General features: G+C 72.6%; 20 protein-coding genes. 7 read left to right on the top strand and 13 right to left on the bottom strand.

Annotated features, from left to right (window positions below):
• Positions 1 to 29: 29 nt before the first annotated feature.
• Entirely contained in the window at positions 30 to 881 is an 852-nt protein-coding gene (locus tag WFH32_RS02325) for a DNA-formamidopyrimidine glycosylase family protein (RefSeq protein ID WP_191795629.1), read from the top strand.
• Between the two features lie 7 nt (positions 882 to 888).
• On the opposite strand, the gene WFH32_RS02320 is transcribed toward WFH32_RS02325, so the two are convergent.
• From WFH32_RS02320 to pgsA, 3 genes are all read right to left on the bottom strand, one after another.
• A complete protein-coding gene (locus WFH32_RS02320) occupies positions 889 to 1,236 on the bottom strand; it encodes a helix-turn-helix domain-containing protein (RefSeq protein WP_030150559.1) in 348 nt (115 codons plus the stop codon).
• A 325-nt stretch (positions 1,237 to 1,561) separates the two neighbouring features.
• Positions 1,562 to 2,053 (bottom strand): CinA family protein, encoded by a 492-nt coding sequence (locus tag WFH32_RS02315; RefSeq protein WP_191795628.1) that lies wholly within the window; start codon positions 2,051 to 2,053, stop codon positions 1,562 to 1,564.
• Positions 2,054 to 2,063: 10 nt separating this feature from the next.
• A complete protein-coding gene (pgsA, locus tag WFH32_RS02310; protein ID WP_191795627.1) occupies positions 2,064 to 2,663 on the bottom strand; it encodes a CDP-diacylglycerol--glycerol-3-phosphate 3-phosphatidyltransferase in 600 nt (199 codons plus the stop codon).
• 137 nt (positions 2,664 to 2,800) lie between these two features.
• Between pgsA and WFH32_RS02305 the strand changes: the two genes are divergently transcribed.
• Entirely contained in the window at positions 2,801 to 4,117 is a 1,317-nt protein-coding gene (locus WFH32_RS02305) for a CapA family protein (RefSeq protein ID WP_336706112.1), read from the top strand.
• A 90-nt stretch (positions 4,118 to 4,207) separates the two neighbouring features.
• Here WFH32_RS02305 and WFH32_RS02300 read toward each other — a convergent pair whose 3' ends face one another.
• Positions 4,208 to 7,003 (bottom strand): FtsK/SpoIIIE family DNA translocase, encoded by a 2,796-nt coding sequence (locus WFH32_RS02300; RefSeq protein WP_191795626.1) that lies wholly within the window; start codon positions 7,001 to 7,003, stop codon positions 4,208 to 4,210.
• Between the two features lie 165 nt (positions 7,004 to 7,168).
• On the opposite strand from WFH32_RS02300, the gene WFH32_RS02295 reads away from it, so the two are divergent.
• Positions 7,169 to 8,104: an MBL fold metallo-hydrolase gene (locus WFH32_RS02295; RefSeq protein WP_336706110.1), complete on the top strand. Its 936-nt coding sequence runs from the start codon at positions 7,169 to 7,171 to the stop codon at positions 8,102 to 8,104.
• On the opposite strand, the gene WFH32_RS02290 is transcribed toward WFH32_RS02295, so the two are convergent.
• The 5 genes from WFH32_RS02290 to dapA all read right to left on the bottom strand — a co-directional run bounded on the left by WFH32_RS02290 (position 8,101) and on the right by dapA (position 12,617).
• Complete coding sequence (locus WFH32_RS02290) at positions 8,101 to 8,640, bottom strand: hypothetical protein (protein WP_336706109.1); 540 nt, start codon at positions 8,638 to 8,640, stop codon at positions 8,101 to 8,103. The two genes, WFH32_RS02295 and WFH32_RS02290, sit on opposite strands and share 4 nt — an antisense overlap.
• Before the next feature lie 8 nt (positions 8,641 to 8,648).
• Positions 8,649 to 9,014 carry an Imm51 family immunity protein gene (locus WFH32_RS02285; RefSeq protein ID WP_336706108.1) on the bottom strand — a complete coding sequence of 122 codons (366 nt, stop codon included), beginning with the start codon at positions 9,012 to 9,014 and terminating at the stop codon, positions 8,649 to 8,651.
• 54 nt (positions 9,015 to 9,068) lie between these two features.
• On the bottom strand, positions 9,069 to 9,878 hold the full coding sequence (locus WFH32_RS02280) for a DUF4328 domain-containing protein (protein WP_336706106.1): 810 nt from the start codon (positions 9,876 to 9,878) through the stop codon (positions 9,069 to 9,071).
• A gap of 97 nt (positions 9,879 to 9,975) precedes the next feature.
• Positions 9,976 to 11,661: a ribonuclease J gene (locus WFH32_RS02275; protein ID WP_191795621.1), complete on the bottom strand. Its 1,686-nt coding sequence runs from the start codon at positions 11,659 to 11,661 to the stop codon at positions 9,976 to 9,978.
• Positions 11,662 to 11,690: 29 nt separating this feature from the next.
• Positions 11,691 to 12,617, bottom strand: coding sequence for a 4-hydroxy-tetrahydrodipicolinate synthase (gene dapA, locus WFH32_RS02270; RefSeq protein WP_336706104.1), 927 nt, complete (start codon positions 12,615 to 12,617; stop codon positions 11,691 to 11,693).
• A gap of 165 nt (positions 12,618 to 12,782) precedes the next feature.
• On the opposite strand from dapA, the gene WFH32_RS02265 reads away from it, so the two are divergent.
• The 4 genes from WFH32_RS02265 to WFH32_RS02250 are packed head-to-tail and all read left to right on the top strand — an operon-like array spanning position 12,783 to position 16,029.
• Positions 12,783 to 14,261: an NAD-dependent succinate-semialdehyde dehydrogenase gene (locus WFH32_RS02265; protein WP_191795619.1), complete on the top strand. Its 1,479-nt coding sequence runs from the start codon at positions 12,783 to 12,785 to the stop codon at positions 14,259 to 14,261.
• A 5-nt stretch (positions 14,262 to 14,266) separates the two neighbouring features.
• Positions 14,267 to 15,160 carry an AzlC family ABC transporter permease gene (locus WFH32_RS02260; protein ID WP_404822005.1) on the top strand — a complete coding sequence of 298 codons (894 nt, stop codon included), beginning with the start codon at positions 14,267 to 14,269 and terminating at the stop codon, positions 15,158 to 15,160.
• On the top strand, positions 15,160 to 15,480 hold the full coding sequence (locus WFH32_RS02255; RefSeq protein WP_138824775.1) for an AzlD domain-containing protein: 321 nt from the start codon (positions 15,160 to 15,162) through the stop codon (positions 15,478 to 15,480). Before WFH32_RS02260 ends, WFH32_RS02255 begins: the two co-directional genes overlap by 1 nt.
• A gap of 39 nt (positions 15,481 to 15,519) precedes the next feature.
• Positions 15,520 to 16,029, top strand: coding sequence for a GNAT family N-acetyltransferase (locus WFH32_RS02250; protein WP_191795618.1), 510 nt, complete (start codon positions 15,520 to 15,522; stop codon positions 16,027 to 16,029).
• A gap of 93 nt (positions 16,030 to 16,122) precedes the next feature.
• Here WFH32_RS02250 and WFH32_RS02245 read toward each other — a convergent pair whose 3' ends face one another.
• The 4 genes from WFH32_RS02245 to WFH32_RS02230 all read right to left on the bottom strand — a co-directional run bounded on the left by WFH32_RS02245 (position 16,123) and on the right by WFH32_RS02230 (position 21,041).
• A complete protein-coding gene (locus tag WFH32_RS02245; RefSeq protein ID WP_138824777.1) occupies positions 16,123 to 16,587 on the bottom strand; it encodes a hypothetical protein in 465 nt (154 codons plus the stop codon).
• The gene (gene dapB, locus WFH32_RS02240) at positions 16,584 to 17,303 is read right to left on the bottom strand and encodes a 4-hydroxy-tetrahydrodipicolinate reductase (protein ID WP_442946294.1); all 720 of its coding nucleotides are present in this window, start codon (positions 17,301 to 17,303) and stop codon (positions 16,584 to 16,586) included. Before dapB ends, WFH32_RS02245 begins: the two co-directional genes overlap by 4 nt.
• A gap of 179 nt (positions 17,304 to 17,482) precedes the next feature.
• Positions 17,483 to 18,808: a M16 family metallopeptidase gene (locus WFH32_RS02235; protein ID WP_191795617.1), complete on the bottom strand. Its 1,326-nt coding sequence runs from the start codon at positions 18,806 to 18,808 to the stop codon at positions 17,483 to 17,485.
• A gap of 1 nt (position 18,809) precedes the next feature.
• Complete coding sequence (locus WFH32_RS02230; protein ID WP_191795616.1) at positions 18,810 to 21,041, bottom strand: polyribonucleotide nucleotidyltransferase; 2,232 nt, start codon at positions 21,039 to 21,041, stop codon at positions 18,810 to 18,812.
• Between the last annotated feature and the right edge of the window lie 117 nt (positions 21,042 to 21,158).

Here is a 21,158-nt window from a genome sequence, read left to right as displayed (position 1 = left end):
CCGGGGTGCGCACCGGACGGGGGCGCACCGTGCCTGAGGGCGACGTCGTCCGGGTCACCGCGCAGCGTCTCGACGCCGCGCTGAGCGGGCGCGCGCTGGAACGTGCCGAGCTGCGCTGGGCCGAGGCGGGTGGGACCGACCTGACCGGGCGGACCGTGACCGAGGTGCTGGCGTACGCCAAGCACCTCCTGACCCGCCTCGACGACGGCACGACACTGCACACGCACCTGCGCATGGAAGGGCAGTGGCGCATCGCCCGGACCGGGTCGGCCGCTGCCGTCGCGCGGGGAAGCGAGGTGCGGGCGGTCCTCGCGAACGAGACCTGGACGTGCGTCGGCGAACGGCTCGGGATGCTCGACGTGGTCCGCACGCGCGACGAGCACCTGCTCCTGGGGCACCTGGGCCCCGACATCCTCGCAGCGGACTTCCTCACGGCCCCCGAGACCGGCATGGGGCTCGCGCTGACCCGACTGCGCGCGGCCGCCGCCGAGGGCGGGTTCCCCGCGCAGGTCACGGTGGGCGGGAGCGCGTCCCTGGACCCACGGAGCGCGCAGCTGCCGATCGCCGACGCGCTGCTCGACCAGCGCGGGGTCTCGGGGCTCGGCACCATCTACACGGCCGAAGGTCTGTTCGCCCAGCGGCTGTGGCCGTGGACGCCCGTCGACGACGTCTCGGACCACGACCTGGAGGCCCTGCTGCGCACGACCCGCGGACTGATGCTCCGCAGCGTCGCGGAGGGCGTCGGCACGGTGCGCCGGCACGTCCACGGCAGAGCACGACGGGCGTGCCACCGATGTGGCACGCCCGTCGCTGTCGCTCCGGCGAACCAGGCGCCGTTCGAGCGACCGATCTTCTGGTGTCCGACCTGTCAGAGGCCCTGAGCCTCCGTCAGCCGACCGGCTGGAGGTCCTCCCGCATGCGTCGCGCGCTCTCGGCCGCAGCACCGCGACCCATGAGGCTCGTGGCGAAGTCGGCGGGGATGGTGTCCGGGATCATGAGGCCCTCGGCCACGGCGACCCGGTCGCTGACCTCTCGGAGCACGACCGACATGGGGATGTCGAGCGCCTCGCAGATCGAGCCCAGGAGCTCGGACGACGCTTCCTTCTGGCCACGCTCGACCTCGCTGAGGTATCCCAGGGAGACGCGTGCAGCCGAGGACACCTCTCGCAGGGTGCGGCCCTGTCGCTGGCGAGCGTCTCGCAGCACGTCCCCGATCTCTCGTCGAAGAACAATCATCTGGCGGCCCCCTTCCGTGTCCCGTGCGATCGACGGAGCCTGCCTGGCTCCTGTGGTGGTTCGCTGACCTGTCGTTCCCCGCGCTCCTCGCGTGGGGATCGTCCTACCGTACCCCGCACCCGGGGTAGTCTCATGCGCTGATCTGTTGAATGGCCTCTTGGCGATCACGTGCTGTTCAACGCGCTTCCTCCCAGGGTTGTTCCCGCACCAGGGAGACGTCCACGACGTTGCCGGGAGTTCACGAACTCTCCACGCGCTCCCCAGCGCTCGCCCTCGTGCGGACCAGCCCATGGCACGTCCGGCCACCGGCCGACCTCCACAGAGATCACCCGGTGACGACACCCCGCGCGAGCGCCAGGAGGTGCACGACCGTGGCCTCACGGACCGCCGCCCGGTCACCGTCGAGGTGCAGCTCGGCGATCTCGGTGCGCTCGGGCGACGCCACGGCCACGTGGACGAGCCCCGGGCGCTTGCCGTCCTGCGGGTCCGGGCCGGCCACCCCGGTCGTCGCGAGCCCGACGTCCGCCCCCAGGAGGCGCCGAACCCCCAGTGCCATCTGCCGCGCGACCTCGGGGTCGACGGCGCCGCGGACGGCGAGCAGCTCGGCGTCGACCCCCAGCACGCTCGCCTTGAGATCGGTCGCGTACGCCGTGACACCGCCCCTCAGCACCGAGGAGGCTCCCGGGACGGCCACCAGGCGGGCCGTGACGAGCCCGCCCGTCAGCGACTCGGCGACCGCGAGGGTCCAGCCCCGCGACGCGAGCAGGGTCAGGAGGTCCGCAGCGTCGGTCGCAGGCGTCGGGTCCGCGCTCGCCATCGGTACCGGCTCAGTCCTGCCCGGCCGTCTTCGCCGCGCGCAGCGCGTCGCGCCGCAGCCGCCAGCCTTGGTACGCGTACTCCACCCCGGTCACCACCGTGACGACCAGCGCCGCGACGAGGACGACCCAGCCGACCACCGAGATCCACGACGGCATCTGGTCGAGCGGGAGCAGGAAGATCGAGATCGCGACCGACTGCAGGACCGTCTTGAGCTTGCCGCCGCGCGAGGCCGGCATGACCGTGTACTTGAGGACCGCGAACCGCATGAGCGTGATGCCCAGCTCACGAGCGAGGATGACGATCGTGACCCACCACGGCAGGTCACCGAGGGCGGAGAGCAGGACCAGCGCGGCCCCGATCAGCAGCTTGTCGGCGATGGGGTCGAGCAGCTTGCCGAGGTCCGTGACGAGGTCGTACTTCCTGGCCAGGTAGCCGTCGACCCGGTCCGTCGCGGCGGCGAGGACGAACAGCGCCGTCGCGACCAGACGCCAGGTGACCGTGTGCCCGCCGTCGGCGAGCAGCGCCCACGCGAAGAAGGGGACCACGGCGATCCGGGCGATAGTGACCGCGTTCGCGGAGTTCCAGGGGGACGGGACGGCTGTGACCACACGACAAGCGTAGGCGCTGCACGCCCCCTCGTCCGACCAGGGACGGATTCCGACCGAACGGACAACCCCGGACACAACGACCGTCCTCGGTCTCACCGATGTACGGTCCGTCGATCCGAGGGGCTAGTCTCGGCGCCGTGACACGCCATGCGCGGCCCGACGGCGGGCAGCGCCACCTTCTCCAGATGCTCGCTGTCGGCGTCGCGACCACAACGCTCGCGACGCTCGGTGCCTTGGTGCTCGACGCGGGCCGCACGCCTGCCGCAGGACCGCCCGTGGCCGCGGCGACGCCGGCCGCGGAGGTCGCGCGCCGTCCCGAGCCGGACGCCGTCTTCACCGTGGTCGCGACAGGTGACGTGCTCCCCCACCTCCCGGTCCACGTCTCGGCTCGGGCCGAGGTCGGCGGCTACGACTTCAGCGACGTCCTCGCCGGGACCGACGCCTGGGTCCGCGGTGCCGACCTCGCGCTGTGCCACCTCGAGGTCCCGCTCACCCCTCCGGGCGTCCGGCCCACCGGCTATCCCCTGTTCGCGGCCGACGCGCACCTCGCGACCGACCTGCGCGAGCAGGGCTGGGACGGCTGCTCGACGGCGTCGAACCACTCCGTGGACCAGGGCCGCGCCGGCGTGGCCGCCACCCTCGATGCCCTCGACGCCGCAGGGCTGGGGCACGTCGGCACCGCCCGCAGCGCCGCAGAGGCCGCGGTCCCCGCCCTCTACACGCTCGAGCGGGCCGGACGGTCGATCGTCGTGGCGCACCTCGCGGGCACGTACGGGACGAACGGCGTGCCGATCCCTGCCTCGGCGCCCTGGTCGGTCACGCTGCTCGACGGCGTCGACCTCGTCGAACGTGCTCGGGCCGCGCGCGAGGCGGGGGCCGACCTGGTGATCGTGAGCATGCACTCCGGCGTCGAGTACTCGACGCCCCCGACCGACGAGCAGGTCGAGCTCGCGACGCTCCTCGCCGCCTCGGGACAGGTGGACCTGCTGCTCGGGCACCACGCCCACGTCCCGCAGCCGACCGCTCTTCTGCCGGGTGGTCCTGACGGGCAGGGCATGTGGGTCGCGTACGGGCTCGGCAACTACGTCTCGAACCAGGACGGCGACTGCTGCGACGCACGGACCGACTCGGGCCTGCTCGTCACCGCGACCATCACCCAGCCCGCGGACGCCCCGGCCCGCGTGACAGGTTTCGAGTGGACGGCGGTCACGGTCGACCGGCTCGGCAAGCACGCGGTCCTGGCGCTCGCCGACCTCGCGGGAGACGGCACGAGCACCCTCAGCCCGGCCGCCCTCACCGCTCGGTACGACCGGGTCAGGACCGCGGTCGGGGACGCCGCCCCAGAACGCGTCTCTCCCCCAGTCGCTACAGGGCCGCCACCGACCGTCGGGTCCCGGACCGCAGGCGTGGCCGCCGTCGGGACCGTTGCGGCCCGGACGGGGGCGTCGGGCTGACCCGCGCCCGGCTGACCTCCGGCGCTGGACGAGCAGCCGACCGAGCGGCCGGGCGAGGTCCGTCCGCGAGCCGAGGTCCGCGGGCACGACTCAGCGCTCGCGCCAGTCCGCCTCGTCGTCGGCGTCGTCGTGGTACTCCTGGGCGACGGGAGGCATGTGCCCGTCGGCGCCGTCGGAGTAGTCGCGGCCGTTCCCTGCCGCCGGCCCATCGCCGCCCGACTCCCCGTCGTAGACCTCGGCCCCTGGCTCGCCGCGCAGCATCGCGAGCGTCCCGGGCAGGTCCTCGGCCGTGAGCAGGACCTCGCGGGCCTTGGACCCCTCGGAGGGCCCGACGATCTCTCGCGACTCGAGCAGGTCCATGAGGCGCCCGGCCTTGGCGAAGCCGACGCGCAGCTTGCGCTGCAGCATCGACGTCGAGCCGAACTGGGTCGTGATCACGAGCTCGGCGGCCTGCAGCAGCAGGTCGAGGTCGTCGCCGATGTCCTCGTCGACCTGCTTCTTGGTCGCGGCCGAGGCCGCGACGTCGGTCCGGTAGGACGGCTTGAGCTGCGCCTTGACGTGCTCGACGACGGCGTGGACCTCGCTCTCGGCGACCCACGCACCCTGCACGCGCATGGGCTTGGCGGCCCCCATGGGCAGGAAGAGCGCGTCGCCCTGGCCGATGAGCTTCTCGGCACCGGGCTGGTCGAGCACGACGCGCGAGTCCGCGAGCGAGGACGTCGCGAACGCGAGACGCGAGGGCACGTTGGCCTTGATGAGGCCCGTGACGACGTCGACCGACGGGCGCTGGGTCGCGAGCACCAGGTGGATGCCCGCGGCGCGCGCGAGCTGGGTGATGCGCTGGATCGAGGCCTCGACGTCGCGCGGGGCGACCATCATGAGGTCCGCGAGCTCGTCGACGACCACGAGCAGGTACGGGTACGTGGCGATCTTGCGCTCCGAGCCCGGCAGCGGCTTGACCTTCCCGGCCCGGACCGCTGTGTTGAAGTCGTCGATGTGCTTGTACCCGAACATCGCGAGGTCGTCGTAGCGCGCGTCCATCTCGCGCACCACCCACTCGAGGGCCTCGGCGGCCTTCTTGGGGCTCGTGATGATGGGCGTGATGAGGTGCGGGATGCCCTCGTAGATCGTGAGCTCGACGCGCTTGGGGTCCACCAGGACCATGCGCACCTCCTCGGGCGTGGCCCGCATGAGGATCGAGACGATCATGGAGTTGATGAAGCTCGACTTGCCGGCGCCCGTGGCACCGGCGACGAGGATGTGCGGCATCTTCGCGAGGTTCGCGACGACGTACCCGCCCTCGACGTCCTTGCCGACGCCCATGACCATGGGGTGCTCGGTGCGTCGGGCCACGGAGGAGCGCAGCACGTCGCCCAGGACCACGGTCTCGCGGTCGGTGTTGGGGATCTCGATGCCGATCGCGGACTTGCCCGGGATGGGCGAGAGGATGCGCACGTCGGCCGAGGCCACCGCGTAGGCGATGTTCTTGGACAGGTTCGTGATGCGCTCGACCTTGACGGCCGGACCGACCTCGACCTCGTAGCGGGTCACGGTCGGTCCACGCGTGAAGCCCGTGACCTTGGCGTCGATCTCGAACTGCTCGAAGACGCGCGTGAGCGACTCGACCACGCGGTCGTTCGCCGCGGAGCGCACCTTGTGGGGCGCCCCCTTGACGAGGTCGTCCTCCGAGGGCAGCACGTAGACCGTGTCGCCCTCGAGCATGGGCTGGACGCCGCGAGGCACGGGGTTGTTGGGCGGCGGCGGGGGCGCGCTGGGTGAGGGGGCCGTCCTGCCGAGCGACGGGATGACCTGCGTCGGCAGGTCGGCCGCGTCCTCGTGCGCGTCGGGCGGCGGCGGGGGGCCCACCGGTCCGGGGCGGCGCCCGCGGGCGCTCTTGCGGGCCGCTTCCTCCTCGGCCTCGAGCATCGCGGCGCGCTCGAACGCCTCGTCGCCGACGTAGCCGCCGTCGAGCCGTTCGCGCTCGGCCGCCTCGGCCTCGCGCTCGGCCTTGGTCTTGCGGGCGCGTCCGACGCGGCGCTTGCGCGGCGCCTCGTCGGTGCCGTCGTGACGTGAGACGCCGTCGGCGAGCTGCAGACCGTCGTCGTCGTGGGGGCCGCGGCCGTCCTCGCCGTCCCGGTGGTTGCCGGTCAACCGGTCGTAGATGCCGCGCAGGCGGCTCGGGATCGCGTGCACGGGCGTCGCGGTGACCACGAGGATCCCGAAGAAGCCCAGCAGCAGGAACAGCGGAACGGCGAACCACTCGGTGAGCCCCGTGTGGACCGGGGTCGCGAAGAGGTAGCCGATCACGCCACCCGCGTCCTGGACGGCCGCGAAGCCGTCGCGCGGGGCCGGCAGGTCCTCGGCGATGTGCACCAGGGAGCAGACCGACACGACGATGAACGAGAGCCCGATCGTGACGCGCGAGTTCGCCTGCGTCCGCTCGGGGTGCCTCATGATCCGGACGGCCAGCCAGATGAGCAGGACGGGCAGGGCGACCGCGGCGACGCCGAAGACGCCTGCCGAGACCGCATGGACGGCGGTGCCGAACGCGCCCGAGATCCCCCACCACTCGCGGGCCGCGACGATCACGGCGAGTGCCAGGAGGAGGAACGCGACGCCGTCGCGCCGATGTGAGGGGTCCAGCTCTCTTGCTCCCTTGCCGATGCTGCGGGTGACCGCGCCGACCGCGTGCGCGCACCCCAGCCACAGGCCGCGCACCGCGCGGACGGGCCAGGGCGCAGGCCGGGCGGCCGGTCTGCGTGGTGACGAGCCCCGCGGAGCGCGGGACGCGCTCGAAGGTCCCCCCGATCTGCCCGTCGCGCCACGCGAGGTGGTCTTGCGGGAGGTCGTGGGCCGTTTCGCCGAGGTGGACGTCCGGGTCGCCATAGTACGCACCACCGTACCCGTGCACGCCAGGTCGACCCCGCACCCCGAGGGTGCGTGTCCTGTGACGAATCCGGCAGCGTTCACGGCCTGCGTCGGGACACGGCACCCGGGCGCGTCGGGCGGGAGCGGTCGCGACGGGTGGCCGAACCGGGGCAGGATCGGGACATGAGCACCCCTCCCCCGCTGCGCGAGCTGCACGAGATCGCCGACGGCGTGCACGTCGCGACGGCCGAGATCTGGACGAGCCTCACGACGGTCGTCGTGGCCCCGGACGGACGCGCCCTGGTCGTGGACCCGGGCATCACGGTCGCCGAGGTCGAGTCCCTCGCGGCCCAGATCGCCCACCGTGGCTGGCGCGTCACCGCCGGGTTCTCGACCCACCCGCACTGGGACCACGTCCTGTGGTCGCGGTCGCTGGGCGACGTCCCGCGCTGGGCCTGCCCGACGGCGGTGCGCGCCCAGCAGCGGAGCCTCGCCGAGGACCTCGTGAAGGTCGAGCGCGAGGCGCCGGGGCACGACCTCACGCTGTTCGGTCGCCTCACGCCGATTCCCGTGTCCGGGACGGGTGGCTCCACAGGGGGCGCACACCCGGACGTGCTGCACCTGCCGTGGCCTGACGGACCGCGGCACGCTACGCCGTCGGGCGCGGGGGCGATGCCCGCCGCGATGCCGGGGGCGGGTGGCGAACCGGTCGTGCTCGTGGTCGAGCACCAGGCGCACGCGCCCGGCCACGGTGCGCTCGTCCTGCCGGACGCCGGGGTGATCGTGGTGGGAGACATGCTCTCGGACGTCGAGGTACCCCTCCTGGACCTCGAGTCCCCCGACCCCGTGGGCGAGTACCGCGCGGGTCTCGACGTGCTCGAGCACGCAGTCTCCGAGCACGGCGTGCACACCCTGGTCCCCGGGCACGGGCACGTGGCCACGGGCAGCGACGCGATCTGGGAGCGCTTCGGCGCCGACCGGGCCTACCTGGACGCCCTGGAGGCGGCCGCCGACGGCGACGCAGACGGCCCCGACGGCTCGGAGGACCCCCGCGTCACGGGCGAGTGGGTCGTGGGCGAGCACCGCAAGCAGCTCGACCACCTGCGCCGCGCACGCTAGCCGGTACGGGCGGGCGTCAGGCACTCGAGGTCGGCGACCGCTCGCTCAGCGAACGGTGCGCTCGACGCGCGCAGCCTGGGCAGCGCCTCGGTCAACGACCGACCGAGGTGCGTCAGGGCATTGAGGCCCGTGCTCGACCAGACCGCCAGCTCGCCGTCACCGGTCCGTGAAACGGTGTCCCAGAGCAGAGCGTCGCCGTTCTCGCTGAACGCGAAGACGACGAGCCGCCGGGCGATCGACCAGTCCCCGTCGGGCTCCACCATCCAGTCGAACTCCTCGGCCTCGCCGTCCTGGTAGGCCGCACGGAAGCGGTCGGTGAGGTGCGCGGCGCGGTGCTGCCAGCCGTCCGCGAACCCGTCCGCGGCGGGTGGGTACACGAGCCAGAGACCGAACAGGCGGCAGAACCCCGCCCGCAGGACGAGCCGCCGGTAGGAGGGCGGGAAGCCCTGCCCGTCGTCGAACCGGAAGCCGTCCAGCAGCTCGGTCGCGACGGCACTGGTGGCGGGCGTACCGGTGAGCGTGAGCGCGTCGGTCACGGGAGGCGTCAGTCGTCGAGGCCGAGCTCGACCGACCGTGCGAGGGCGGCATCCAGGGCGGCGTCGTCGGCGATGATCCGCGACAGGTGCCGGGCCGCGACCAGGAGCGCGTCGAGATCCGTGCCGTAGACGCTCAGCATCCCGCCCTCGGGGTCGAACCCGACGGCGTCGAGCGTCGCGGGCGACTCGTCGGTGAGCACTGCCTGGAGGGCCCCCGCGAAGTCGTAGCCCGAGCCCTCGACGCCGTGACGCTCGAGCGCGTCCTTGTGCTGGAGATACTCGGGCCCGCCGGGAGAGTAGATGATGCTCGAGCTCGCGTCGTGGGTCACGAGCAGGACCGGGGCGAGGTCGGCGAAGTCTGCTGAGGTTGCCATGACCGCGATGCTAGCGAATCGCACCGACACGACCTCGCCCCGGGGTGCGGGTCCTCAGGACCAGCCGGGCGCCGGTACCTGCAGAGGCGCCGGCACGCCGTCGGTCGCAGCACGCTGGCCGGCGGACACCTCACGGACGATCTTGGCCCACAGCAGCGCCGCCACGACGACCGCTGCCGCTGCGACGCCGTCGAACACAGGCAGCGCGACCCAGACGTCCGGGTTGTCGGAACCCAGGAGCCGGGCGCTGGCGTTGGTCGCGAACCCGAAGGCCAGCCATGCCGCCCACCACCCGCCCGGGCCCTGCCCCTGCACGCGCAGCGTCGCAGCACGCACGTCCCGCACGACCTGGTACGGGAACCAGAAGGCCACGACGGGCACGAACCACCCGAGCCACACCCAGACACGTGATCGCGCATGGGGCCACCCGGGGCTCACCGTCTCGGCGAACGTCCGGCTCTTCCAGAGCCACACGATCGTCACGACCGCCGCAGCGATCTCGAGGACGACGACGAGCGTCGACAGGTTGTCGTAGGCGTCGAGCACCCCGGTCGACACCTGCTCCCCGGCGACGAGCGCCTGGAGCGTCGAGACGGCCGGGACGGACACCAGGAACTGGACCACGACCACCAGGGCGACGAGCGCGGCCAGCACGAGTGACGCCGTGCCCAGACCGGACGCGACAGGTCGCGGCGGCACCTGCCCCCAGGCCGCCGTGGGCGGCGGGTACCCGCCGGAGTACTGCGGGGCCGGGTGGGCAGGGAAGCCCGGCGGTGGCGGGTAGCCGCCCGGAGGCCGAGGTGCCGGAGGCATCCCCTGGTAGCCCTGCGACGGCGGGACGTCGGCAGGTTGCTGGTAGGACAAGGCGGCCTCCTGAGGCTCGGACGGAGCGCCAGGATAGCGCTCCGCCCGAGCCCGTCGGGCGCATCGTCCGGGAGGGACGACGCGCCCGGAAGGACCGTCAGGCCTCGACGACGACCGGGACGATCATCGGGCGACGACGAAGGCGGTTCGACACCCAGCGGCCGACCACGCGGCGCATGACCTGCTGGAGCTGGTGGACGTCCGTGGCACCCCCCGCGATCGAGTCCTCGAGGGCCTGGACGACCTGCGGGCGGACGTCCTCGAACACGGCGTCGTCCTCGGCGAAACCGCGCGCGAGGATGTGCGGGCCGGCGATGACCTTGCCGGTCGCTGAGTCGACCACGGCGAACAGCGAGATGAAGCCCTCCTCGCCGAGGATCTGACGGTCCTTGAGCTCCGCGTCCGTGAGCTCGCCGACGCTCGACCCGTCCACGTACACGTAGCCGCACGGCACCGCGCCCACGACCGAGGCCTTGCCGTCGACGAGGTCGACGACCACGCCGTCCTCGGCGAGGACGACACGGTCGGCAGGCACGCCCGTCTTGACCGCGAGCGCGCCGTTCGCGACGAGGTGACGGACCTCGCCGTGCACCGGCATGACGTTCTTGGGCCGCAGGATGTTGTAGCAGTAGATGAGCTCGCCCGCGCTCGCGTGGCCCGAGACGTGCACCTTGGCGTTGCCGCCGTGCACGACGCGCGCGCCGAGGCGCGTGAGGCCGTTGATGATGCGGAAGACCGCGTTCTCGTTGCCCGGGATGAGCGACGACGCGAGGATCACGGTGTCGCCGTGGCCGACCGAGACCTTGTGGTCGCCGTTGGCCATGCGCGACAGCGCGGCCATGGGCTCGCCCTGCGAGCCCGTGCACATGAGCACGATCTCGTCGTCGCGCAGCGAGTCGACCTTCTTGAGGTCGATGAGGACGCCGTCCGGCACCTTGAGGTAGCCGAGCTCGGCCGCGATGCCCATGTTGCGGACCATCGAGCGACCGACGAGCGCCACCCGGCGCCCGTGGTTGTGCGCGGCGTTGAGGACCTGCTGGACGCGGTGCACGTGCGAGGAGAAGGACGCGACGATGATCCGCTTGTCCGAGGCGCCGAAGACGCTGTCCAGGACGGGGCCGATCTCCACCTCGGGGGTCACGAAGCCCGGGACCTCGGCGTTGGTCGAGTCGACCATGAACAGGTCGACGCCCTTCTCGCCCAGGCGCGCGAAAGCGCGCAGGTCCGTGACGCGGCCGTCGAGCGGCAGCTGGTCCATCTTGAAGTCGCCCGTGTGCAGGACCGTGCCGGCCCCCGTGGTGACCGCGACCGCGAGGGCGTCCGGGATGGAGTGGTTGACCGCGACGAACTCGCAGCTGAAGGGGCCGAACGCGACCGTCTCGTCCTCCTTGACCACGCGGGTCACGGGGGCGATGCGGTGCTCCTTGAGCTTGGCCGAGATGAACGCGAGCGTGAGCTGCGAACCCACCAGGGGGATGTCGCGGCGCAGGCGCAGCAGGTACGGCACGGCACCGATGTGGTCCTCGTGGCCGTGCGTCAGGATGATCGCCTCGATGTCGTCGAGACGGTCCTTGATGTAGTCGAAGTCCGGCAGGATCAGGTCCACGCCGGGCTGGTTGTCCTCGGGGAAGAGGACGCCGCAGTCGATGACGAGCAGACGCCCGTCGTACTCGAGGACGGCCATGTTGCGTCCGACCTCGCCGAGCCCGCCGAGGGCGACGATGCGCAGGGCACCTGCCTGCAGCGCGGGGGGAAGGGACAGTTCGGGGTGAGGGTGGCTCACGGGGCCTCCTGGCCTGTAGTTCAGCTTGTTCAGCGTGGCCGCGGGGTCGCCGGGTCCAGCAGGCCGGAGGCCTCCAGACCGGCGCGGACGACGGCGACCTCGTCGTCCGTGGCTGCGACGTACGGCAGCCTGAGGTATCGGTTCTCGGTGACTCCGAGGAGCTGGAGCGCGGCCTTGGCCATGACGGCCTGGAAGCCCGCTCCGTTGATGGCGTCGATCGTGGGGATCGCGGTGCGGAAGGCCGCGAGCGCGCCCGCGTGGTCGCCGGCGTCGAAAGCCGAGACGACCTGGGCGAAGCGCGAGCCGACCGCGTGGGCGGACACGGAGACGATGCCGACCGCGCCGTGCGCGAGGAACGACAGCAGCATGCTGTCGTCGCCGCTGTACCAGGCGAGCCCGGTCGACTCGATGAGCCTGGCCGCGGTGTAGACGTCGCCCGAGGCGTCCTTGTTCGCCACGATCCGCTCGTGCGCGGCGAGGCGCTCGATCGTCGCGGGGGCGATGCGGACGCCTGAGCGACCGGGCACGTCGTAGATCATGACGGGTAGCGGCGTGGCGTCGGCCACGGCCGTGATGTGGCGGTACAGGCCCTCCTGGGAGGGGCGCGAGTAGTAGGGGCTCACGACGAGGAGCCCGTGGGCGCCCGCCTCCGCGGCCTGCTCGGCCATGCGGACGGCGTGCTGGGTGTCGTTCGAGCCAGCGCCCGCGATCACGTGCGCGCGGTCCCCGACGGCGTCGACCACCGCGCGAACCAGCTCCGCCTTCTCCGGTGCGTGCGTCGTGGGCGACTCCCCCGTGGTCCCGCTCAGGACGATCCCGTCGTTCCCGTTGTCCACGAGGTGCTTCGCGACCTTGACCGCCGCGTCGAGGTCGACCTCTCCGGCGAGGGTCATCGGGGTGACCATCGCGGTCAGGACGGCGCCGAACGGTCGGGCCTGCGTGGGGGGAAGTGCCATGTGCACAAACTACCGCGCGCGCGACCGAAACGGCGTGTCGGTCCACGGGTCGCGCGGGCCGGGCGCGAGGTTCTGCGGTGTTCGAGGCACAGGTCACCTCGGCGGGTCGCCGACGGACGAGAACCCGTCGATGCGAACCCGCGCCGCGCGCGTGATACTCGAACCATGTCGCCCGCCACGAACGCCCTGTCCCCCGCCCTGGTCTCGCACCTGCCGACCGGGCTGCTGATCGGTGGCCAGTGGGGCCCGGCCGAGGACGGTCGGACGTTCGAGGTCGCCGACCCGGCGACCGAGGAGGTCCTGTTCGACGTCTCGGACGCGAGCCCCGCGGACGGTCTGCGCGCGCTCGAGGCCGCGCACGCCGCGGCCCCGGCCTGGCGTGCTGTCGCGCCGCGCGAACGCTCCGAGCTGTTGCGCGCGGTCTTCACGACGCTGACGGCCCGCGCGGACGACATCGCCGCGCTCATCACGGCCGAGTGCGGCAAGCCTCTCGCCGAGGCCCGCGCCGAGGTCGTGTACGGCGCCGAGTTCCTGCGCTGGTACGCCGAGCAGGCCGTGCGCACCGACGGCCTGGTCCGCACGGCACCGGGCGGGGCGAACCGGCAGCTCGTCTCGCGTCGCCCCGTGGGTCCGGCGCTGCTCATCACGCCGTGGAACTTCCCGATCGCGATGGCCACACGAAAGATCGGCCCGGCGCTCGCCGCGGGCTGCACGGTCGTGATCAAGCCCGCGCACCTGACCCCGCTCACGACGTCCCTGGTCGCGGAGATCATCCGTGGGCACCTGGAGGACCGTGGCCTGCCGGCGGGCGTGGTCAACGTCGTGCCGACGTCGTCGGCGTCGGAGGTGACCACTCCCCTGCTCGCGGACCCGCGCCTGCGCAAGCTCTCCTTCACGGGGTCCACGGGCGTGGGCCGCACGCTCCTCAAGGGGGCCGCGGACCAGGTCCTGCGGACCTCGATGGAGCTCGGCGGCAACGCGCCGTTCCTCGTCTTCGCGGACGCCGACCTCGACGCCGCGGTCGAGGGTGCGCTCGTCGCCAAGCTCCGCAACACGGGTCAGAGCTGCGTCGCGGCCAACCGCTTCCTGGTGCACGACGCGGTCGCGCGCGACTTCGGCCAGCGCCTCGCCCGGGCGTTCGGGGAGCTGCGCGTCGGGCCGGGCAGCGAGGAGGGCGTGCAGGTCGGGCCGCTCATCGAGGCCAAGGCCGTCGACAAGGTCGACGAGCTGGTCTCGGTCGCCTCCGACGAGGGCGCGCAGGTCCTCACGGGCGGCGACCGTCCGCGCTCGCCCGGGCACTTCTACTCCCCCACGGTCCTGACCGGTGTCGATGCCGGCTCGCGCGTGGTGACCGAGGAGATCTTCGGCCCGGTCGCCCCGATCGTGGCGTTCGCCGACGACGACGAGGGCATCGCCCTGGCCAACGACACCGAGTACGGCCTCGCGGCCTACGCCTACACCCGGGACCTCGCACGCGCCGTGCGCGTGGGCGAGGAGGTCGACGCCGGGATGATCGGGATCAACCGCGGCCTGGTCTCGGACGCGAGCGCACCCTTCGGCGGCATGAAGCAGTCCGGGCTCGGGCGCGAGGGCGGCGAGGCAGGGCTCGAGGAGTACCTCGAGACCGTGTACGTCGCGCTCTGACCCAGGTGACGATCTCTTCCGGGGCCGACTCACCCCTGCGCGCCGAGCCCCCGGCTAGACCCGACGAACGCACCGAGGTGCGTGCCGCCGTCCGGCAGGCCGTGTCCGTCTCGGTCGCCACGGGCCTGTACGGCATCTCGTTCGGGGCGCTGTCCGTGGTCGCCGGGCTGGACCTGCCGCAGACCATGGTCCTGAGCCTGCTCATGTTCTCGGGCGGCTCGCAGTTCGCGCTCCTCGGCGTCGTGGCCTCGGGCGGGACGTCGGCCGCCGCGGTCACGACTGCGGGCCTGCTCGGCCTGCGCAACACCCTGTACGGCGCCCAGCTCTCGCCGCTGCTCGCGCTGCACGGCTGGCGGCGCGTGCTCGCGGCCCACGTCACGATCGACGAGTCGACGGCCGTCGCGACCGCGCAGCGCAGCAAGGCGGCCTTCCGGGCGGGGTTCTGGTGGACCGGGATCGGGATCTTCGTCGTGTGGAACCTGCTCACGCTCGTCGGCGCTCTCGCCGGGGACGCGATGGGCGACCCCAAGGCGTGGGGCCTCGACGCCGCGGCGGGCGCGGCGTTCCTCGCGCTCCTGTGGCCCCGCCTCGCGAGCCGCGTCATGCAGCTCACCGCCGCGCTCGCGGTCGTCGTGGCGGTCGCGCTGCTCCCGTTCGTACCGCCCGGGGTCCCCGTGCTCGCGGCGGCCGCCGTGGCCATCGTGGTCGGGCAGGTCGCCCGGCAGCCGCGCCAGCCCGTGACCGTCACGGCGTACGTGCCCGACGGCGCCGCTCCCTCTTCGCCCGCTCCCTCACCCGAGGCTCCGCCCGCCAGCACGCGTCCGGCCGACCCGGCCGGACAGGGTGATCCATCCACCCCGACCGACCCGCCCACGACCGACCGCACCGAGGAGCCCTGATGTCCGACGCCGCCCTGTGGGCCACCGTGATCGCGGCCTCGCTCGTGTGCCTCGGGCTCAAGCTCGCGGGGCACCTGATCCCCGAGCACTGGCTCGCGTCCGACCGCGTCGCGCGCACCGCTGCCCTCGTCACGGCCTCCCTGCTCGCAGCGCTCGTCGCGGTCCAGACCGTCGGGGACGGTCAGGGGATCACGCTCGACGCGCGACTCCCGGCGCTCGGCGTCGCGGCGGTCGCGCTCGCCCTGCGGGCGCCGTTCCTCGTCGTCGTGATCCTCGCGGCGGCGACCGCCGCGGGGCTGCGGGCACTCGGCCTCGCGTGACGAGCCTCCCCGGCCACGGCCTCGGGTAGGGTCTGGCGAATGGCCCTCTTCAGCGAGTCGGCGGACGTCTCCGTCCGTCCGGCAGTCCCCGGCGACGAGGTCGCGATGACCGCGATCCAGATCGAGTCCTGGCGCACCGCGCACGCCGACGTGCTCGGTGCGGCCGTCCTCGACGCGCTCGACGTCCCCCGGATGCAGGAGCAGTGGGCCGGGGCGGTGTCCTCCCCGCCGGGGCCCGGCTTCGCGGTGCTCGTGGCCCTCGCTGCGGACCGCGTCGTGGGCTTCGCAGCCGTCGCCCCGGGCCAGCTCGTCGCGCTCGAGGTCCTGCCTGCTCACCAGCGCGGGGGGCACGGCTCGCGGCTGCTGTCCGCGGCCGTCGACCGGCTGCGCCAGGACGGCTCCGCGGAGGTCGTGGCCTGGATCCTGGACGGCGACACCGCGCGCGAGCAGTTCCTGGGCGGCGCGGGCCTGGGCCCTGACCAGCGGACCCGGACGCTGGCGACCGGGGTGCGCGACGTCGTCGAGCACCGGTGGAGCGCCACGATCTGAGGCGGTTCCGTAGGTCACCCGCGCGGGGTCCACGCCACCGTGCCCGACGGCGTACCCCACCCGGCCTTGCCGCTCGGCCGGGTGCGTCCCGTCCTAGCGGGAGGCCTTGCGCTCGGCCCGGTACATGCCCGCGGCCTTGCGCAGCATGGCGCGTGCCCGCTTGCGGTCCCCCGACGCGTCGTACGCGAACGCCACGTGGTACCAGGACCGCCAGTCGTCGGGGTGCTCCTCCGCGTGGGCCCGGTGCTCCTCGAACGCCGCGTCGGCCGCGGCGCGGTCGATGCGTCCGCCCGGTGAGCGCGGCAGGTCGTCGACGGGCAGCTCGCCCGCGGCGGCGAGCTCGTCGGCCATCTTCTGGACCGTGACCGCGAGCCAGAACTCCCACGCGATCAGCCCGATCACGAGGAGCGGGATGAGCAGGACGCCGATCCCGATCGCGATCCCCACGGGCTCGCCCGTCCCCACGAGCGCCTGCGCACGGCCCAGGATCGCCCACACGTAGATCGCGAGCAGGGCCGTGACGACGACGGCCCCGATCAGGCCCTTGCGTGACCTCACGAGAGGTCCATGACGTTCTCGAGCCCGACCGTCAGACCCGGGCGCGAGACGACCTCACGGATGCCGAGCAGCACGCCGGGCATGAACGACACGCGGTCGAACGAGTCCTGGCGGATGATGAGCTGCTCGCCCTCGTTGCCGAAGAGGATCTCCTCGTGCGCGACCAGGCCGCGCAGGCGCACCGCGTGCACCCGGACCCCGTCGACGTCGGCGCCGCGCGCCTCCCAGCCGGACTCGGTCGCGTCGGGGCTCGCGCCCAGCCCCGCCTCCGCACGGGCCTTGGCGATGGCGCCCGCCGTGTGCGTCGCGGTGCCGCTGGGGGCGTCGACCTTGTTCGGGTGGTGCAGCTCGATGACCTCGGCCGACTCGAAGTAGCGCGCCGCCTTGGCCGCGAACGTCATGGCGAGCACGGCCGACAGGCCGAAGTTCGGGGCGATCAGCACGCCGACGCTCGTACCCTCGGTCGCCTTGCGCCCCAGGTGCGCGACGAGGCGCCCGCGGCTCACGTCCGTCCATCCCGTGGTGCCCACGACCGCGTGCACGCCGAGGTCGATGAGAGCGTGCACGTTGTCCTCGGTGACCGCGGGGACCGTGAAGTCGACCGCGACGTGGGCGCCCGCGGCGGCGACCTGCGCGAGGTCGTCCCCCGCGTCGATCCGGGCGACGAGCTCCATGTCCGGGGCGGCCTCGACCGCCGCGCACACCGTGGCACCCATGCGCCCGGCCGCGCCGAGGACGGCGACCTTGATCGGTGTCGGGGCAGCGGTCTCGCGGGAGGGCTGGGGGGAGCTCTGAGGGGTCACGTCGTTCGAGGTCACGCGTCAACCCTAGCCGCAACGCGAGGAGGGCCGGGGCGCGTGAGGCGCACCGGCCCTCCTCGTTCACGCTGTGAGACTCAGTCCCCGAAAGGACCGACGCGCACGGTCGAGCGCGGGCGGGAGGCGAGCTCCTCCGCGAGCTTGCGCACGTCGTCGGACGTCACCGAACGGATCCGTTCGAGCGACTCGGCGACGCTCAGCAGCTCGCCGAACACGAGCTCCGACTTGCCCAGGCGGCTCATGCGCGAGCCCGAGTCCTCCAGGCCCAGCACCAGCCCGCCGGAGAGCTGACCGATGCTCCGGTCCAGCTCGGCCTGCGTGATGCCCGACTCCGCGAGCTTCTCGAGCTCGCTCGTCATGAGCTCGGTGACCTGGTCGACCTTCGAGGGCGCGCAGCCCGCGTACAGGCCGAACGTCCCGATGCCGCCATGCCCCGACGCGAACGAGTACGTCGAGTACGCCAGACCCCGCTTCTCGCGGATCTCCTGGAAGAGCCGCGAGCTCATGCCGCCACCGAGGACGGCGCTGAGCACCGAGAGCACGAAGCGGCGGTCGTCCGTCGCGGACAGGCCCGTGCCGCCGATGATGACGTTGGCCTGCTCGACGGTGCGGCGGATCGTGAGCTCGACGCCCTCGATCCCCACGCCCTGCACGTCCGCGTTGTCGCGGCGAGCGCGAGGCGTGCCCGCAGGGTCGAGGTCCCAGCCACCGGTCGTGAGCGCGGTCGCGACCTGCTCGCACAGCGTGTCGTGGTCGACCCCACCGGCCGCGGCGACGACGAGCGTCTCCGGGCGGTAGTGCCACTGGTAGTGCTCCCAGACGGCGCTGCGCGGCACGGCGTTGATGGTGTCCGGCGTGCCGCCGATCGGGCGCCCCAGGGGGTGCCCGGCCAGGACGGCCTGCGCGAACTCCTCGTGCACGACGTCCGACGGGTCGTCGTCGTTCATCGCGAGCTCTTCGAGGATCACCCCGCGCTCGGTCTCGAGCTCGTCCTCGTCGAGGCGCGCCGAGGTCACCATGTCGGTGATGACGTCGACCGCCATGGGCAGGTCGGAGTCGAGCACGCGGGCGTAGTAGCAGGTGTGCTCCTTGCCGGTCGCGGCGTTGGCCTCACCGCCGACGGCGTCGAACGCCTCGGCGATGTCCATCGCGGACCGGCGGGCAGTTCCCTTGAAGAGCAGGTGCTCCAGGAAGTGCGTGGAGCCGAAGTGACCGTCGGTCTCGTCGCGCGAGCCGACGCCGACCCATGCTCCGACGGTCGCCGAGCGCAGGCCCGGCATCGACTCGGTGAGGACCCGAACCCCGCCGGGCAGGACCGAGCGACGAATCGTCGCCCCGTCCTGCCCGGCGGTCAGCTCACCCTCGGGCGAACCCGAGGGGACGAGCGGAAGGTTCCAGGGCACGTCAGGCGTCGTCCCCGGCAGGTGCCTCGGCGTCGGCCGGAGCGTCGTCCGAGCCCTCGACGACCGCGTGCAGCGAGAGCTTGCCGCGCGGGTCGATCTCGCCGATCTCGACCTGGACCTTCTGGCCGATCGACAGGACGTCCTCGACGTTCTCGACGCGCTTGCCACCGACGAGCTTGCGGATCTGGCTGATGTGCAGCAGACCGTCCTTGCCCGGGGACAGCGAGACGAAGGCGCCGAACGACGTGGTCTTGACGACCGTGCCGACGAAGCGCTCGCCGATCTCGGGGACGTGCGGGTTGGCGATCGCGTTGATCGCCGCGCGGGCGGCCTCTGCGGAGGGGCCGTCGGTGGCACCGATGTACACGGTGCCGTCGTCCTCGATGGAGATGTCCGCGCCCGTCTCCTCCTGGATCTGGTTGATCATCTTGCCCTTGGGGCCGATGACCTCGCCGATCTTGTCCACGGGGACCTTGACCGCGATGACGCGAGGAGCGTTGGGGCTCATCTCGTCCGGCACGTCGATGGCCTCGTTGAGGACGTCCAGGATGGTCAGGCGTGCGTCGCGTGCCTGGGTCAGCGCGCCGGCCAGGACCGAGGCGGGGATGCCGTCGAGCTTGGTGTCGAGCTGGATGGCCGTGATGAACTCACGCGTACCGGCGACCTTGAAGTCCATGTCGCCGAACGCGTCCTCGGCACCGAGGATGTCGGTCAGCGCCGCGTAGCGCGTCTCGCCGTCGACGGTGTCGGAGACGAGGCCCATCGCGATGCCCGCGACCGCTGCGCGCAGCGGCACACCGGCGTTGAGGAGCGAGAGCGTCGAGGCGCACACGGAGCCCATCGAGGTCGAGCCGTTGGACCCGAGGGCCTCGGAGACCTGACGGATCGCGTAGGGGAACTCCTCGCGGCTCGGCAGCACCGGCACGATCGCACGCTCGGCGAGGGCGCCGTGCCCGATCTCGCGACGCTTCGGGCTGCCCACGCGGCCGGTCTCGCCGGTCGAGTAGGGCGGGAAGTTGTAGTTGTGCATGTAGCGCTTGCGCGTCTCCGGGGAGAGCGTGTCGAGCTGCTGCTCCATGCGGAGCATGTTGAGCGTGGTGACACCCAGGATCTGGGTCTCGCCGCGCTCGAAGATCGCCGAGCCGTGCACGCGGGGCAGGACCTCGACCTCGGCCGAGAGGGTGCGGATGTCCGCGAGCCCACGACCGTCGATGCGGAAGCCGTCCGTGAGGATGCGCGCGCGGATGAGCTTCTTCTGCACCGAGCGGTACGCGGCGGAGATCTCCTTCTCGCGGCCCGCGAAGTCACCGGCGAGCTCGGCCTGGATCTCGGCCTTGATCTCGTCGAGACGGTTCTCGCGGTCCTGCTTGTCGGCGATGCTCAGGGCCTCGCCCAGGCGGGCCGTCGCAGCGGCCTCGACCGCGGCGTAGACGTCGTCCTGGTAGTCCGGGAACGTCGGGAAGTCCTGCACGGGCTTGGCGGCCTTGGCCGCGAGCTCCTGCTGCGCCTCGACGAGCACGCGGATGAAGGGCTTGGCGGCCTCGAGGCCGCCTGCGACGACCTCTTCGGTCGGGGCGCCGACGCCCTCGTTCTTGATGAGGTTCCAGGAACCCTCGGTGGCCTCGGCCTCGACCATGGTGATCGCGACGTCGTCACCCACGACACGACCGGCGACGACCATGTCGAAGACGGCGCGCTCCTTGTCGGAGTACTTGGGGAACGCGACCCACTGGCCGTCGATCAGGGCGACGCGGACGGCGCCGATCGGGCCGGAGAACGGCAGGCCGGAGAGCTGCGTCGAGATCGACGCGGCATTGATGGCCAGGGTGTCGTACGCGTCGTCCGGGTGGATGGCGAGCACGGTGATGACGACCTGGACCTCGTTGCGCAGGCCCTTGACGAACAGGGGGCGCAGCGGGCGGTCGATCAGGCGGCAGGCCAGGATCGCCTCGGTCGAGGGGCGACCCTCACGACGGAAGAACGAACCGGGGATCTTGCCGGCGGCGTACTGCCGCTCCTCGACGTCCACCGTCAGGGGGAAGAAGTCGAACTGGTCCTTGGGGTGCTTGCCGGCCGTCGTGGTCGACAGCAGCATGGTCTCGCCGTCCAGGTAGGCGGCGGCGGAGCCACCGGCCTGGCGCGCGAGGCGTCCGGTCTCGAACCGGACGGTACGGGTTCCGAAGCGACCGTTGTCGATCGTTGCTTCGGTGAATTCGATCTCGGGACCCTCCACGGGTGCCCTCCTCACTCTCGAAGTGCCGCCTTCGGTGCCTGTCGAGGGTGCATCCACTCGACGCTCGGCGGTCTTCGATCGAGGCCCACGGTCTTCCCGCTCTTGGCGGGTTCCGGG

The sequence above is a fragment of the Oerskovia sp. USHLN155 genome (assembly GCF_037145535.1).
GTDB classification, from domain to species: domain Bacteria; phylum Actinomycetota; class Actinomycetes; order Actinomycetales; family Cellulomonadaceae; genus Oerskovia; species Oerskovia rustica.
Note: the sequence above shows the minus strand (reverse complement) of the source record. Positions and strands in the feature narration are given on the sequence as shown.